General features: G+C 66.8%; 12 protein-coding genes and 1 pseudogene. 8 read left to right on the top strand and 5 right to left on the bottom strand.

Annotation, left to right across the window (positions count from 1 at the left end; translation table 11 throughout):
* Positions 1-210: 210 nt before the first annotated feature.
* From dnaE to ACYKG1_RS06825, 3 genes are all read left to right on the top strand, one after another.
* A complete protein-coding gene (gene dnaE, locus ACYKG1_RS06835) occupies positions 211-3,801 on the top strand; it encodes a DNA polymerase III subunit alpha (RefSeq protein WP_100471747.1) in 3,591 nt (1,196 codons plus the stop codon).
* A gap of 64 nt (positions 3,802-3,865) precedes the next feature.
* The gene (locus ACYKG1_RS06830; protein ID WP_100471746.1) at positions 3,866-4,735 is read left to right on the top strand and encodes a hypothetical protein; all 870 of its coding nucleotides are present in this window, start codon (positions 3,866-3,868) and stop codon (positions 4,733-4,735) included.
* Positions 4,736-4,848: 113 nt separating this feature from the next.
* Positions 4,849-5,808, top strand: coding sequence for an acetyl-CoA carboxylase carboxyltransferase subunit alpha (locus tag ACYKG1_RS06825; RefSeq protein ID WP_043034849.1), 960 nt, complete (start codon positions 4,849-4,851; stop codon positions 5,806-5,808).
* Between the two features lie 313 nt (positions 5,809-6,121).
* Here ACYKG1_RS06825 and ACYKG1_RS06820 read toward each other — a convergent pair whose 3' ends face one another.
* The gene (locus tag ACYKG1_RS06820; protein ID WP_100471745.1) at positions 6,122-6,577 is read right to left on the bottom strand and encodes a CopD family protein; all 456 of its coding nucleotides are present in this window, start codon (positions 6,575-6,577) and stop codon (positions 6,122-6,124) included.
* A gap of 149 nt (positions 6,578-6,726) precedes the next feature.
* Here ACYKG1_RS06820 and ACYKG1_RS06815 point away from each other — a divergent pair, with 149 nt between their 5' ends.
* On the top strand, positions 6,727-7,317 hold the full coding sequence (locus ACYKG1_RS06815; RefSeq protein WP_478472214.1) for a class I SAM-dependent DNA methyltransferase: 591 nt from the start codon (positions 6,727-6,729) through the stop codon (positions 7,315-7,317).
* Positions 7,318-7,410: 93 nt separating this feature from the next.
* Positions 7,411-8,718: a polyhydroxyalkanoate depolymerase gene (locus ACYKG1_RS06810; protein ID WP_262084509.1), complete on the top strand. Its 1,308-nt coding sequence runs from the start codon at positions 7,411-7,413 to the stop codon at positions 8,716-8,718.
* A 115-nt stretch (positions 8,719-8,833) separates the two neighbouring features.
* On the opposite strand, the gene ACYKG1_RS06805 is transcribed toward ACYKG1_RS06810, so the two are convergent.
* Both ACYKG1_RS06805 and ACYKG1_RS06800 read right to left on the bottom strand, forming a co-directional pair.
* A complete protein-coding gene (locus ACYKG1_RS06805) occupies positions 8,834-9,823 on the bottom strand; it encodes a sensor domain-containing protein (protein WP_100471742.1) in 990 nt (329 codons plus the stop codon).
* Positions 9,820-10,185 carry a PadR family transcriptional regulator gene (locus ACYKG1_RS06800; protein ID WP_014036489.1) on the bottom strand — a complete coding sequence of 122 codons (366 nt, stop codon included), beginning with the start codon at positions 10,183-10,185 and terminating at the stop codon, positions 9,820-9,822. Before ACYKG1_RS06800 ends, ACYKG1_RS06805 begins: the two co-directional genes overlap by 4 nt.
* Positions 10,186-10,321: 136 nt before the next feature.
* On the opposite strand from ACYKG1_RS06800, the gene ACYKG1_RS06795 reads away from it, so the two are divergent.
* On the top strand, positions 10,322-11,224 hold the full coding sequence (locus tag ACYKG1_RS06795) for a peptidylprolyl isomerase (protein ID WP_100471741.1): 903 nt from the start codon (positions 10,322-10,324) through the stop codon (positions 11,222-11,224).
* A 567-nt stretch (positions 11,225-11,791) separates the two neighbouring features.
* Here ACYKG1_RS06795 and ACYKG1_RS06790 read toward each other — a convergent pair.
* Positions 11,792-12,664 carry a DMT family transporter gene (locus ACYKG1_RS06790; RefSeq protein ID WP_049446277.1) on the bottom strand — a complete coding sequence of 291 codons (873 nt, stop codon included), beginning with the start codon at positions 12,662-12,664 and terminating at the stop codon, positions 11,792-11,794.
* Positions 12,665-12,778: 114 nt separating this feature from the next.
* Between ACYKG1_RS06790 and ACYKG1_RS06785 the strand changes: the two genes are divergently transcribed.
* Positions 12,779-13,723 carry a LysR substrate-binding domain-containing protein gene (locus ACYKG1_RS06785; protein WP_478472212.1) on the top strand — a complete coding sequence of 315 codons (945 nt, stop codon included), beginning with the start codon at positions 12,779-12,781 and terminating at the stop codon, positions 13,721-13,723.
* A 68-nt stretch (positions 13,724-13,791) separates the two neighbouring features.
* On the top strand, positions 13,792-14,085 hold the full coding sequence (locus ACYKG1_RS06780) for a hypothetical protein (protein WP_005415831.1): 294 nt from the start codon (positions 13,792-13,794) through the stop codon (positions 14,083-14,085).
* 31 nt (positions 14,086-14,116) lie between these two features.
* On the opposite strand, the pseudogene ACYKG1_RS06775 reads toward ACYKG1_RS06780, so the two are convergent.
* Positions 14,117-14,896 (bottom strand): annotated as a pseudogene (locus ACYKG1_RS06775) (DUF4349 domain-containing protein).
* Between the last annotated feature and the right edge of the window lie 19 nt (positions 14,897-14,915).

Here is a 14,915-nt window from a genome sequence, read left to right as displayed (position 1 = left end):
GGCGCGGGGGCGTGGAAGCGTGCTGAGACAGGGCCCGCGGTTCGCCTGCGAACCGTGGGAAGCGATAGCGCGAATGCGATATCGCGTGCCGTCAAGAGCTTGTCGCCTCCCCCTGCCCTCGCTACCCTGACCGGGCACTCCAGCGCATCCCGACCCCGGCGACGATCTTCCGTCAGCACCCGGGGCCCGCGCGCTCCAACCTGGTCCGGCATGTCCAACTCCCGCTTCGTACATCTCCACGTCCACACCGAGTTCTCGCTGGCGGACTCGACCATCCGCGTGCCGGCCAAGCCCGACCAGGCGGACCCGAAGAAGGCCAAGCAGGCCAACCTGCTGTCGCGCTCGGTCGAACTCGGCCTGCCCGCGCTGGCGGTGACCGACCTCAACAACCTGTTCGCCCTGGTCAAGTTCTACAAGGCCGCCGAAGGCGTGGGCATCAAGCCGATCGCCGGCGCTGACGTGCTGATCGCCGAGGAAGGCCAGGATCCGTGGCGGATGACCCTGCTGTGCCGCGATCGCGAGGGTTACCTGAGCCTGTCGCGGCTGCTGACCCGCGCCTGGATGGAAGGCCATCGCCCGGAGGGCGGCGTGGCAGTGCACCCGGACTGGCTGAAAGCCGGCAACGCCAACCTGTTCGCGCTGGCCGGCCGGCAGAGCCTGGCCGGGCGCCTGGCGCTGGACGGCAAGCATGAGCTGGCCGAGCAGCAGCTGGCCGACTGGCAGCGCGTGTTCGGCGATGGCCTGCACCTGGAGCTGACCCGCACCGGCCGCGAGGGCGAGGAAACCTTCAACCAGTTCGCGCTGATGGCCGCCGGCCAGCGTGGCCTGCCGGTGGTGGCCAGCAATGACGTGCGCTTCCTGTCACCGTCGGATTTCAGCGCGCACGAAGCGCGTGTCTGCATTTCCACCGGCCGCGTGCTGGACGACCCCAAGCGCCCGCGCGAATACAGCGACCAGCAGTACCTGAAGTCGGCCGAGGAGATGTGCGCGCTGTTCGCCGACATTCCCGATGCAATCGACAACACGCTGGCGCTGGCCGAGCGCTGCAACATCGAGATGCGGCTGGGCACCTACTTCCTGCCCAACTACCCGGTGCCGGACGACGAGACCCTGGACACCTGGATCCAGAAGATGTCGCGCGACGGCCTGGAAGAGCGCCTGCAGAAGAATCCGCTGGCGCCGGGCAAGACCCGTGAGGAGTACTTCGAGCGCCTGGAATTCGAGCTCAACACCATCATCAAGATGGGCTTCCCAGGCTACTTCCTGATCGTGGCCGACTTCATCCAGTGGGGCAAGAACCAGGGCATTCCGATCGGCCCCGGCCGTGGTTCGGGTGCCGGTTCGCTGGTGGCGTGGGCGCTGAAGATCACCGATCTGGACCCGCTGCCGTACAACCTGCTGTTCGAGCGCTTCCTGAATCCGGAACGCGTGTCGATGCCCGACTTCGACATCGACTTCTGCATGGACCGCCGCGACGAAGTGATCGACTACGTCGCGCGAAAGTACGGGCGCGAGCGCGTCAGCCAGATCATCACCTACGGCACCATGGCGGCCAAGGCGGTGGTGCGCGACTCCGGCCGCGTGCTCGGTTTCCCGTACGGCCTGGTCGACGGCGTCTCCAAGCTGATCCCGAACATCCTCGGCATCCACCTGAAGGATGCGCTGGGCAAGGGCAAGGAAGGCCCGAGCTCGGAAATGGCCTCGGCCGAACTGATCCAGCGCTACGAGACCGAGGACGATGTCCGCGACCTGATCGATCTGGCGCTGCAGCTGGAAGACCTGACCCGCAACGCCGGCAAGCATGCCGGTGGCGTGGTGATCGGTCCCGAGCCGCTGAGCGAGTTCTGCCCGCTGTACGCCGAACACGACGAGAACGGCCTCGGCAAGAACCCGGTCACCCAGTTCGACAAGAACGACGTGGAAGAAGTGGGCCTGGTGAAGTTCGACTTCCTGGGCCTGCGCACGCTGACCATCATCGACTGGGCGGTGAAGGCGATCAACAAGCGCCACGAGCGCGCCGGCATCCCGCCGGTGGACATCGCCGCGATCCCGCTGGACGACACGCCCACCTACAAGGACATCTTCGCCAACGGCAACACCGGCGCGGTGTTCCAGTTCGAATCCTCGGGCATGCGCCGCCTGCTGAAGGACGCGCGCCCCGATCGTTTCGAAGACCTGATCGCGCTGGTGTCGCTGTACCGCCCCGGCCCGATGGACCTGATTCCTTCGTTCAACGCGCGTAAGCACGGCCAGGAAGAAATCATCTATCCCGATCCGCGCACCGAAGCCATCCTGAAGGACACCTACGGCATCATGGTGTACCAGGAGCAGGTGATGCAGATGGCGCAGATCGTCGGCGGCTACTCGCTGGGCGGCGCCGACCTGCTGCGCCGCGCGATGGGCAAGAAGGTGCCTGCCGAAATGGCCAAGCACCGCGAGATCTTCCGCGAAGGCGCAGCCAAGGACGGCGTGGACGAGGCCAAGGCCGATGCCATCTTCGACCTGATGGAGAAGTTCGCCGGCTACGGTTTCAACAAGTCGCACGCCGCTGCATACGCACTGGTCAGCTACCAGACCGCTTGGCTGAAGCGCCACTATCCGGCCGAGTTCATGGCAGCCACGCTGTCCTCGGACCTGGACAACACCGACAAGGTGGTCGGCTTCCTCGACGAGGTGCGCAATCTGGGCCTGACCGTGCTGCCGCCGAAGGTGAACCAGTCGGCCTTCATGTTCGAGGCGGTGACGCCTGACACCATCCAGTACGGCCTGGGCGCGATCAAGGGCGTCGGCCAGGGTGCCTGCGAAGCGGTGGTGGACGAGCGCCTGAGGGGCGGCGAGTACAAGGACCTGCTCGACTTCTGCACCCGCGTCGGTTCGGCCAAGCTCAACCGCCGCACGCTGGAAGCGATGATCAACTGCGGCGCACTGGACGAACTCGGGCGCAACCGCGCCTCGCTGATGCTGCAGCTGCCGGAGGTGATCAAGGCCACCGACCAGATGGCGCGTGAGCGCGCCTCCGGCCAGAACTCGCTGTTCGGCGGCCCTGACCCGAGCGCGGCCTCGATCCAGCTGGACCTGCCCGAAGCCGAGGAATGGCCGCTGCTGCAGCGCCTCAACGGCGAGCGCGACACGCTGGGCTTCTACCTCAGCGGCCACCCGTTCGATCCCTGGCGCGACGACGTGCGCGACCTGGTCGGCAACGATCTGGGTTCGGTGGAGAAGATCTGGAGCGCCAACAGTGGTGGCGGTGGTGGCGGCGAGAAGCGCTGGCGCCCGGAAGTGCAGACCGTGCTGGCCGGCCAGGTGGTCGGCGTGCGCCGCAAGGGTGAGAGCCAGATCTTCATCCAGCTCGAGGACGGCCGCGGCCGCGTCGAGTGCAGCGCGTTCTCCGACGCGATGGCCGAGTTCGGCCACCTGATGACCAAGGACCGCATCCTGGTGGTCAAGGGCGGCCTGCGCGAGGACGAGTTCAACGGCGGCTTCGCGCTGCGCATCCGCCAGTGCTGGGATTTCGACGAAGTCTGCGCCAACTACGCCACGCGGCTGTCGCTGCGCCTGGACCTGCGCCAGCAGCGCCCGGTCTGGGAACGCATCGATGCCCTGCTCGACCGCCATCGCCCGGGGCGAACGCCGCTGCGCCTGGACCTGCTGCTGAAGGGCCCGCATGGTGGCGTCGCCGGCATGCTTGATGTGTCCGGGCAGAGCGCGGTGCGCATCGATTCCAAGCTGATGGAGGCGCTGCGTGCCGACCCGGCCGTGCGCACGCTGAAGGTGCGCTACAGCCCGCCATGGGCCAGCTGAGGCCTGCTCCCTGGTTTTGCCGAAACCCCTGCTTTCCCGTTCCATGTATCAAGGACGATTGCCGATGAAGACCCTGCTGTTCCCGTTCGCTGCCGCGCTGGCCCTGGCCGCCTGTTCGCCCTCGAAGGTCGAGTTCCAGATCGACAATCCGACCGACACGCCGCTGGCACTGAGCATCGATGGCCAGGACCTGCCGGTCGCCGCACAGGGCTCGCGCCCGATCTCGCTGGCCGTGGGCGAGCATCGCCTGCACACCGACAAGCTCGGTGATGTGCGCTTCATCGTCTACGTCGACGGTCGTGGTGGCCTGATCAACCCGACCCTGAGCGAGTACGTGATCGCCCGCGAGATCTATGTCACCGACGAGAGCAAGCTGAAGAACTTCGGCACCGGCAAGGCCGGCATCGAGCTGGGCGGCGTCGACTTCGAAGGCCCGTTCGAGAAGAGCCACGCATTGTTCATCGACAAGACCTGGACCTACGGCGTGCGCGAACCGTTCCCGAAGGAAAAGGTAGTCGCCCATGTCGATTCCAGCGGCGGCCAGATCGTGGCCAAGGTGTTCACCGCGCCGGATTTCATCGCCTACGTGGAAGAAGGCATGGGCGAGCCCGGTGCCTTCAAGCGCGAGCAGCCGGCCGGCTACGTGGCCCCGGTGTTCAGCCTGGAACCGGCCCCGGCCAGCCTGCCGGCGCTGGTGCCGGCCTTCGAGGCGCATGCCGCGCCCCTGCGCGAGGTGTATGCGCGCTGGCTGAAGGCCACCACCGCCGATGAACAGAAGGCCCTGCGCAAGCAGGACTTCGCCGCGCAGATGGCCTTCACCTCGGCCACCGCCACGCTGGGCAGCGGGCTGGGCCGTGAGGCCAACGAGGCCTACAACGACTTCGTTTCCCAGCGCAGCCAGCTGATGGGCCGCAGTGCCCTGGTGGTGCCCTGAGCTGACTGGCGCCCCCCGCCCGGCTGCGCTACCGTCGCTTTCCAGACGAAGGCGTACGGGTGGTTTGCACGCATTCGGCTAGAATTCCCCTCTTCTTTACACGACGGCTTCCGATGAATCCGAACTACCTCGACTTCGAGCAACCCATCGCCGACCTGGAAGCCAAGATCCAGGAACTGCGCAACGCCAGTGCCGGGCCGGCGGTCAATGTCGAGGCGGAAGTGCACGCGCTGCAGGACAAGCTGCGCATGCGCACCGCGCAGATCTTCCGCAACCTGACTTCGTGGCAGGTGCTGCAGCTGGCCCGTCACCCGTCGCGCCCGTACACCGCCGACTACATCCGTATCATCTGCGATGAGTTCCAGGAGCTGGCCGGTGACCGTGCCTTCGCCGACGACAAGGCCATCATGGGCGGCCTGGCCCGCATCAATGGCCGCGCGGTGATGGTGATCGGCCACCAGAAGGGCCGTGACACCAAGGAAAAGATCAAGCGCAATTTCGGCATGCCCAAGCCGGAGGGCTACCGCAAGGCGCTGCGCCTGATGAAGATGGCCGAACGCTTCGGCCTGCCGGTGCTGACCCTGATCGACACCGCCGGCGCCTGGCCGGGCATCGATGCCGAATCGCGCGGCCAGTCCGAAGCGATCGCGCGCAACCTGATCGAGATGGCCGAACTGAAGGTGCCGATCATCTGCACCGTGATCGGTGAAGGCGGCTCCGGTGGCGCGCTGGCGCTGGGCGTGGGCGACCGCACCGTGATGCTGGAGTACGCGGTGTACTCGACCATCACCCCGGAAGGCTGCGCCTCGATCCTGTGGAAGGACGCCGGCAAGGCCAAGGATGCCGCCGAGCAGCTGGGCCTGACCGCGCCACGCCTGAAGAGCCTGGGCCTGGTCGACAAGGTCGTGCGCGAGCCCACCGGTGGCGCCCACCGCAACCCGACGCAGATGGCCAAGCGCCTGAAGGCCGTGCTGCTGAACGAACTGGACGCGCTGGACAAGCTGTCCACCGAACAGCTGCTGGAACAGCGCTATGCCCGCCTGCGCAGCTACGGCACGTACGAAGCGGCCTGATTCATCGGCTTGTTACTTTCTTGCTCGTGCAAGAAAGTAACCAAAGAACACGCCGCCGAACGCGAGCCGGTGCTGCGCACCGGTTCCCTGCGCTTCTCGGTGAATCAGGGGACGGCGCCGAACTCGCTGCGCTCAGACATCGGCGCCTCTTCGCCCCTGTTTCACCTGCGATGCTCGGCTCGCTCATGGCGGACCTGAACATCAAAAGCCACAGCTGCACCCAGTAGATTCACGCCATGCGTGGATGCCTCTGCTCTGGCGAAGGACCACGCGAGCGCGTAGAGCCAAGCATCGCTCTACGGATAGCGGACTCTCAGAATGGCTTGGCCAGCACCAGCCACACGATCGGAATGAACGCCAGCAGCGGGATCTCGTTGATCCAGCGCAGCGCGCGCGAGGACGGCAGCGCCCTGCCCTTGGCCACGCCCTTCAGCAGGCGGCCGATCCAGATGAAGTAGGCCAGAAGCACCACCACCAGGCCCAGCTTGGCGTGCAACCACCCGGCACCGTCCGCGGCGACCATGGTCGGGAAATCCGGGATGACCTTGTAGCCCAGCCACAACACCAGCCCGAGCAGGAATGCCAGGCCGAACATCGAGTGGCCGAAGCGGTACAGGCGCAGGCCCATCAGCTGCAGGCGCTCGGTCACCGCCGGCTGGCCTGCAGTCTCGGCCAGGTTCACCAGGATGCGCGGCAGGTAGAACACCGTGGCCATCCACGCCACCACGAACACGATGTGGAAGGTCTTGACCCAGTAGTAGCTCTGCATGCGCTTGCTCCGGCGGCTGGCGTAGGTTGGCGGCCATTCTCGCACGCCATGGCAAGGTGGCCGCAGGCACGCGCGCCGCGACACATCGACGCATGGCGCGCCGCAACACCTTACGATAGGCGCCGTTTTCCCCGACCGCGAACCGCCCCATGGACAAGAACTACGACGCCGCCTACTTCCAACGTTGGTACCGCCGTGCCGACATCGGCGGCAGCGCCCGCCTGGCGCGCAAGGTCGCGTTGGCCGTGGCCAGTGCCGAGTACTACCTGGAGCGGCCGATCCGCAGCGTGCTGGATATCGGCTGCGGTGAAGGCGCCTGGCGCGCACCGCTGCTGAAGCTGCGTCCGAAGGTCGAATACCTGGGCTTCGACAGCAGCGAGTACGCTGTGCGCCGCTACGGCAGGACCCGCAACCTGCACCTGGCCCGCTTTGGCGATTTCGCCTGGCTGCGGCCCTGTGCCCCGGTCGACCTGCTGGTGTGTTCGGACGTAATGCACTACGTGCCCGATCGCGAGCTGCGTGCCGGACTGGCCGGCGTGGCGGAGCTGACCGGCGGCATGGCCTTCCTGGAGACCTTCGCCGCCGAGGATGCGTTCGAGGGCGACCACGAGGGTTTCCAGGCCCGCCCGGCCCGCTGGTACCGGCGTGAATTGACCCGACAGGGCCTGCAGTCGGTCGGTTCGCACCTGTGGCTGGGCCCGTCCCTGGCCGGCGAGGCCGCAGCGCTGGAACGGATGTGAATCCGGATTCATTATTTTCAGCCGACTTAACCTGCGGGACGTCTGGATGGGATATGCTGCGCGGCAACATATGACCATACATATTCGGTCGTCATGCTCTATCAACTGCACGAACTGACCCGCAACCTGCTCGCCCCCTGGGTGCACCAGGCCCAGGCCAACGCCAAGTTCTTCGCCAACCCGGGCCACTGGTGGTCGCAGATGCCGGGTGCCGATCGCCTGGCCGCGGTCAACGAGCTGTTCCATCGCATCGGCAAGGATTACGAGAAGCCCGAGTGGGGCATCAACGAAATCGACGTCGATGGCGAACGCGTGCCGATCGTCGTGCACGAGGAAGTGAGCAAGCCGTTCTGCAAACTGCTGCGCTTCAAGCGCCACAGCAATGAAGCCGACCAGCTGCACACCATGCTCAACCAGCCGTTCGTGCTGGTGGTGGCACCGCTGTCCGGCCACCACGCCACGCTGCTGCGCGATACCGTGCGCACCCTGCTGCGCGACCACCGCGTGTACGTCACCGACTGGGTCGACGCGCGCATGGTGCCGTCCAGCGAAGGCGAATTCGGCCTGGACGATTACATCGCCTACATCCAGGAGTTCATCCGCCACCTTGGTGTGGAGCGCCTGCATGTGGTGAGCGTGTGCCAGCCGACCGTGCCGGTACTGGCTGCGGTTTCGCTGATGGCCAGCCGTGGCGAACCGACGCCGCGCACGCTGGTGATGATGGGTGGCCCGATCGATGCACGCTGCAGCCCGACCGCAGTGAACAACCTGGCTACGCAGAACCCGCTGTCGTGGTTCGAGAACAACGTCATCCACACCGTGCCGGCCAGCTATCCCGGCGTCGGCCGCCGCGTGTACCCGGGCTTCCTGCAGCACGCCGGGTTCCTGTCGATGAACCCGAGCCGCCACTTCAGCTCGCACTGGGATTTCTACACCGACCTGGTCAAGGGCGACCTGGAAGACGCCGACGCGCACCGTCGCTTCTACGACGAGTACAACGCGGTGCTGGACATGCCGGCCAAGTACTACCTCGATACCATCCGCGTGGTGTTCCAGGACTTCCTGCTGCCGCGTGGCGAGTGGGTGGTCAACGGCGAGAAGGTCGATCCGTCGGCGATCCGCGATACCGCGCTGCTGAGCATCGAAGGCGAGCTGGACGACATCGCCGGCCTCGGCCAGACCGAAGCCGCGCAGGCGCTGTGCACCGGTATCGCGGCTGACCAGCGCGAGCATTTCATCGTCGAAGGCGCCGGCCACTACGGCATCTTCAGCGGCCGTCGCTGGCGCGAAGTGGTGTATCCCAAGGTGCGCGATTTCTTCGCCGCGCATGCCGAAGCACCGGCGGCGAAGGCCACGAAGAAGAAGAGCAACGTCACCCCGTTGCGGCGAAAGGCGGGGTAATGCCCCGTCCGACCCGGGGTCGGATCCCTTTCCAACGGAAAGGGCTCTGACCCCAGCACGATCGGATCCGGGGTCAGAGCCCTGTTCTGCGAACAGGGATCCGACCCCTGACCGCTTACAACCGCACCAGCAGGTTCTTGGCGATCAGCCCGTGCAGTTTGCCGATGCCGCGTGCCAGGTGCATCGTCAGCAGCAGCAGCAACGCGCCCACGGCGGCAACCACGATCGCCACCAGCGGCGAGGCCGCCATCGGCAGCACGTTCACGCCGTCGACGTACACGCCCGGAATGTCACCACTGAAGATCGCTGCGACCGGCGCCCAGATCAGGCTCAGCGACAGCGACAGCAACGTCACCGCGATGGTGAAGTAGATGATGCCCAACGGCAGCATCAGCACGAAATACAGCAGGGTCAGCCAGGTGCGGCCATCGGTGAACATGTCGCCGATGCGCTGCAGCCACGTGCGGCTGCGGTCGGTGTAGCGCGGGCGGCGCGGCATGCGCTCGCCCAGCAGCGCTTCCACCAGCCGCCCTTCCAGCAGCGCCAGCCCGCGCACCGAGCCGAAGAACAGCACGGTCAGCGGAATGCCGATGATCAGGATCAACAGGCCCAGCGACAAAGACAGGCCGGTCACCACCCAGGTGAAGAAGAAGATGCCGGTGGCCAGCGACAGCAGCATGTAGAACAGCGCACCGTAGGTGTGCGGGTCGGTCACCACGCCAAAGAAGCGCGCCAGCAGGGAGCGCTGCACCGGCGCCGGCGGCGGCGCGGCCGGCTCGACGCCACTGGCTTCCGCCGCAGCACGCAGCACCGGCGTGGTATCCGCACGTGGCGTGCGCAGCGCGCGATTCACCGTCACTTCGGTCTCGCGGTAGATCTCGGCCACTTCGTCCGGCGCACCGTAGCTGCCGGCAACGTCGGCGATCACCTCGGCCTCGCTGCGGCCGGGCTGCGCCGCCAGCTCCGAGCGCAGGTATTCCTCGGCGTCGTACAGCGCGTCCTGCACCATCGCCGGGTCGGCACCTTCCAGCGCCGCACGCAGCTGCGCCAGGTACTGCGGGATGGTGCTGGGCAGGCCTGCGCCTGCCGGGTTCGGGACGTTCATTGCGGTACCCCCTCCAACACGGAATCGACGGAATCGCGGGTGGCCTGCCAGGCCTGGCGCCACTGCGCCAGCACGTCGCGGCCACGTTCGTTGATGCGGTAGTAGCGTCGCGGCGGCCCGCTGCTGGACGGCTCTACGTGGCTTTCCAGCAAGCCGGCGCCCTCCAGGTTGCGCAGCACCGGGTACAGCGCGCTCTGCTTGCCGCTCAGCACGCCCTCGCCCACCCGTTCCAGCTCCTTGGCGATCAGGTACCCGTACAGCGGCTCGCCGGCCCGGGCCAGCACTGCCAGCAGGGCCAGCGACACCGTTCCGGCGCTGAGCTCCTTCTGGAACTTCTTCAGCTGGACATCGTCCTCGGACATGACCGGCCCTCCACTACGTTGAAGTCCACAGTAGTGCGAAGTTCGGTATAGCGAATGTGTCGTTAGTCATCGTGCCAGTTGGCGTCGCTGGGCGGCTCGCGCAGAATCGAAGCCTCGTTCATGTTCCGGGGTTCCCATGCCGCACCGTCGTCGCCTTGCCCTGACTGCCCTCGCCCTGTCCTGCCTGCTTCCCGCCATGGCCAGTGCGGCCACGCCCTACCGCAGCCCGCAGCAGATCCTCGATGCGTCGGCGGCCAGCGACTGGCGCACGCCGGACCCGGCCAACCTGCTGTACATGGACCTGCCGGCCGGGCGGGTGATCATCGAGCTGGCGCCGCAGTTCGCCCCGCGCCATGTCGCCAACATCCAGACCTTCGCCCACGAGCACTTCTGGGACGGCACCAGCATCTACCGTTCGCAGGACAACTTCGTGGTGCAGTTCGGCGATGCCGACGCCGATGATGCGGCCAAGGCCAAGCCGTTCGGCAGTGCCGCGCGCAAGCTGCCGGCCGAGTTCGAGCGCGCCAGCGCTGGCCTGAAGGTCAGCGTGCTGCCGGATCGCGATGGCTGGGCGGCGCAGACCGGTTTCGTCGACGGCTTCCCGGTCGGCCAGGATCCGCAGGCCGGCAAGGCCTGGCTGGCGCATTGCTACGGCATGCTGGGCGCGGGCCGCAGCAACGAGGAAGACAGCAGCATCGGCGCCGAACTGTACGTGGTGACGGGGCAGTCACCGCGCCAGCTGGACCGCAACATCACCCTGGTCGGCCGTGTGCTGAAGGGCATGGAGCTGCTCAGCGCGGTCCCGCGCGGCCCGGCGCCGATGGGCTTCTACACCGACCCGAAGCTGCGTACGCCGATCGTGTCGATCCGCCGCGCCAGCGACGTGCCGGCGGCCGAGCGCACGCCGATCCAGGTGCTGCGCACCGATTCGAAGACCTTCGCCGATACGGTGGAGGCGCGGCGCAATCGCGTGGATGATTTCTACAAGCGCCCGGCGGGGCACATCGATCTTTGCAATGTTCCGGTGCCGGTGAAGTAACGCCGTTGCGGGTTCTGCGCGTGGCGCGTGCTGAAGGTGCTTCATCGTTCATGGGCGTCACTTTTCTTTTCGCGCGAAAAGAAAAGTAACCAAAAGAAACGCGCCGCCAGGTCGCGAGCCGCCGTGCTTCGCACGCCGGTCCCCTGCGCTTCTCGGTGAATCAGGGGACGGCGCCGAACTCGCTGCGCTCAAACATCGGCGCCTCTTCGCCCCTGATTCCCCTGCGATGCTCGGCTCGCTCAAGGCGGACTGGAAGGTCAAGATCAACCGCAAAAGCATCCACGCATGACGTGGATCTACTGAGTGCAGCTGTGGCCTTTGATCTGGGTCCGCCTTGAGCGAGCCGAGCACCGCAGGTCCGGCGAGGGCGAAGAGGCGCGGGTGTCTGAGCGCAGCGAGTTCCCGCGCCGTCCCTCGACGGGCCGAGGAGCGCAGGGCACCGATGCGCAACGCGCATCGGCTCGTGACCGGCGGAACGTTTCTTTTGGTTACTTTTCTTTGCGTACAAAGAAAAGTAACGCCCATGAACAATGAAGCACCTTCAGCACGCGCCACGCGCTAAACGCCTCAGCCCTTCTGACTCACCGCCACGCTACCCAGGATCAACGCACCGGCAATCAGCATCTGCAGCGTCACCGGCTCACCCAGGAACAACCACGCAAACGCCGCACCGAACAGCGGAATCAGGTAGGTCACCGTCGACGCGCGCGACGGGCCGATACGCCCGATCAGGCGATAGAACATCAGGAACGCCAGCCCGGTGCAGGCCACGCCCAGGGCAATCGCCGCGCCCCAGGCCTTGGCCGGAATCGCCGCCTGCGGCCAATGGCTGACCGCCATCGGCAGCATCCACAGCGAGGCACACGACAGCGTTGCCGCAGCCGCCGCCGCCGACGGCAGGCCGGTCATGTGCCGCTTCACCAGGTTGACGCCCAGGCCGTACAGCAGCGAGGCCGCCGCACCGGCCAGCACCGCGGTGCCGATGCTCAGGCCCGACACCTTGGCCGTGGCCAGCACGACCACGCCGGCAAAGCCGACCAGCAACGCGCCAGCGCGGCGCATGCCGATCTTCTCGCCAAAGAACAGGAATGCGATCAGCGCAGCGAACAACACGGTCATCGCATTGCAGATCGCGCCGATCGCAGCAGGGGCCCGCTCCGCCGCATAAGCGAACAGCACGAACGGCAGCGCCGAGTTGATCAGGCCGATCGGTGCCAGCCACAGCCAGCGCCGCGGTGGGAACTGCGCGCGAGCGCGCCACAGGAATGGCAGCAGCACCAGCGCGCCCAGCACCAGCCGTACCTCGACCAGCGCGAACGGGCCGAACGACGGCACCGCCACCCGCATGAACAGAAACGAGCAGCCCCAGATGGCGCCCAGCAGGGTCAACTCCAGCGGTGTGCGCCAGTCGCGCTCGGCCGCCTGTGGGACCGCATTCATGTCCTGCCTCCGTCCATCGTCTGATCCTCGCAAGGCAGACAGGATCAGGCGCAGACGCCTGCCGCACAAGCGCGTAGTATCGCTGCCAGCCACAAATATGGTTTGAGGCTGGACATGCAGCTACGCCCTTCCCTGCTCCCCGCGCTGGCCGTGTTCGCGGTCGCCGCGCGCCACCAGAACTTCGCCCAGGCCGCACAGGAACTGCACCTGACCGCCAGCGCGGTCAGCCATCACGTGCGCCGCCTGGAGGAGGTGCTGGAGACCCGGCTGTTCCTGCGCCATGCGCGCGGCGTGCGCCTGACCGCCGAGGGGCGGCAGCTGGCCGATGCGGCCAGTGCAGCCTTCACCGATGTCGCGGCGGTCGCCCACCATCTGCACCCGGATGCGGACAGCGTGCCGTTGCGGATCACCACGCTGCGCTCGCTGTCGTACTGCTGGCTGCTGCCGCGGTTGCCACGCTTCACCCAGGCCCATCCGCACATCCGCATCGAGCTGCACACCGGCAGCGGCCTGGACCGCTACGACGACAATGGGCCGGAGGTCGGCATCCGCTACGGCCTGGGCCAATGGCCGGGCCTGCGTGCGCAGCACCTGATGGATGACTACCTGTTTCCGGTCGCCTCACCGGCACTGGCCGGGGTGGAAACGCTGGTCGATCCGGCGCGCATCGCCGACCTCCCGCTGCTGACCGATCTGTCGCCGCAGGGCTGGCGTGACTGGTTCCGTCATGCCGGCGTGCGCCCGCCGTCGCCGCTTCCGCCGATGCACACCTTCGCCGACAGTACCGATGCGATGCGCGCGGCGGTGTACGGCATGGGCGCTGTGCTGGCACGCACCCACATCGCGCAGCCCTACCTGCAACGCTACGAGGTGGTACGCCTGCCCGGCCCGGCGCTGAAAGCGCGCTACGCGTATCACGTGGTACATGCCGAAGGGCAACCGCCGAGCCACGCCGCGCGCCTGTTCATCGACTGGTTGCTGGAGCAGGCGCAGGACGAACGCACGCCGATTCCCGCATTGCCGGACAGCCTGCTCGGGCGCCCGGCCACGCACGGCTGACTGCGCCCTCACCCGTTCTTTGCTTCACGCTGGCTAGGCTGCTGGCGAACCCACAACGTACCTATGCCATGGCCATGCTGCGACTGCGCATCACCGGAACCGAAGACGACGCCCGTGCGATCAGCGATCTGCTGCTCGGCCTGGATGGCATCGAACATGTCGAGGAAACCGACGACCTGATGCCACACATGGACGACGACGATTCCAGTTCGGCCGGGCTGTCCGATGACATCGGCCCGGGCATCCACGAACTGGAAGTGGAAGTCGGCAATGAAAGCACCGCGCAGAAGGTGCGCGATGCGGTGCAGGAGCTGGCGCTGGAGCTGGATGTGTTCGTCGAGTACGAGACTGACGAGGGCTGATGCCGGCGGGCTGCCGGCATCAACCATTGCCTCAGAGGCTGGGCGGCAGCTTGCGGCGGCGGCGACGCCACCACGCCCGCGCACCCCATGCCACGATCAGGGCCAGCACCGCCACCGGCAGCAGCGCGGCCGCAGCGCGGATCAGGAACGCAATGCTGGTGCTGAGGATGCTGCCCGATTCGCTCAGCGCCTCACCGATCTCGCTGCGGCTGCGCTGGCCGGACGTGGTATCGAAGTGGATCGTCACCAGCTGGGTATCGATGCGCCGGCGCTGCTGGGCGGCATCCTTGTTGGCCTGCTCGACGCCCGCTTCGATCTCCGACAGGCGCGTGGTGATCGCCATCAGGTCCTCGATCTTCAGGTCCTTGCGGTCCTGGTAGGACAGCAGCCGCGCATGTTCCTTCTCCAGCCGCGCCTTGGTCAGTGCCGTATCGGCCACGGCTTGCGCGAGATCTTCGGCACGCGTGTTGCGCGACTGCAGTTTTCCACCTTCACCGGCCATCGCGATCAGCGGCTCGGTGCCCTTCGGCGCGATGCGTACCCTGACCTCGCCGCTGGGCTGCTCGCCACTACGCTGGTCGACCTGCAGCACCGCGCAGTCACCGAACTTCGCGCTCTAGCAGGCCTGTGCCACCTGCTGGATGCGCGGTGCGATCTGCGCCGCCTCCAGCTGTACCTGCACGTCATGTTCATAGGCCAGGAAGGCACCTTCCGGTGATGCGACGGCAGCCTCGGCGGCAGTGGCGCCTGCATCGGCCGCCGCATCGCCGTGCTTGGCACAGGCCGCCAGCGCCAGCAGCAGTACCGGCATCGTCACCACACGCGTCCAC

This window comes from Stenotrophomonas sp. 85239_Sma (genome assembly GCF_056481725.1).
Note: the sequence above shows the minus strand (reverse complement) of the source record. Positions and strands in the feature narration are given on the sequence as shown.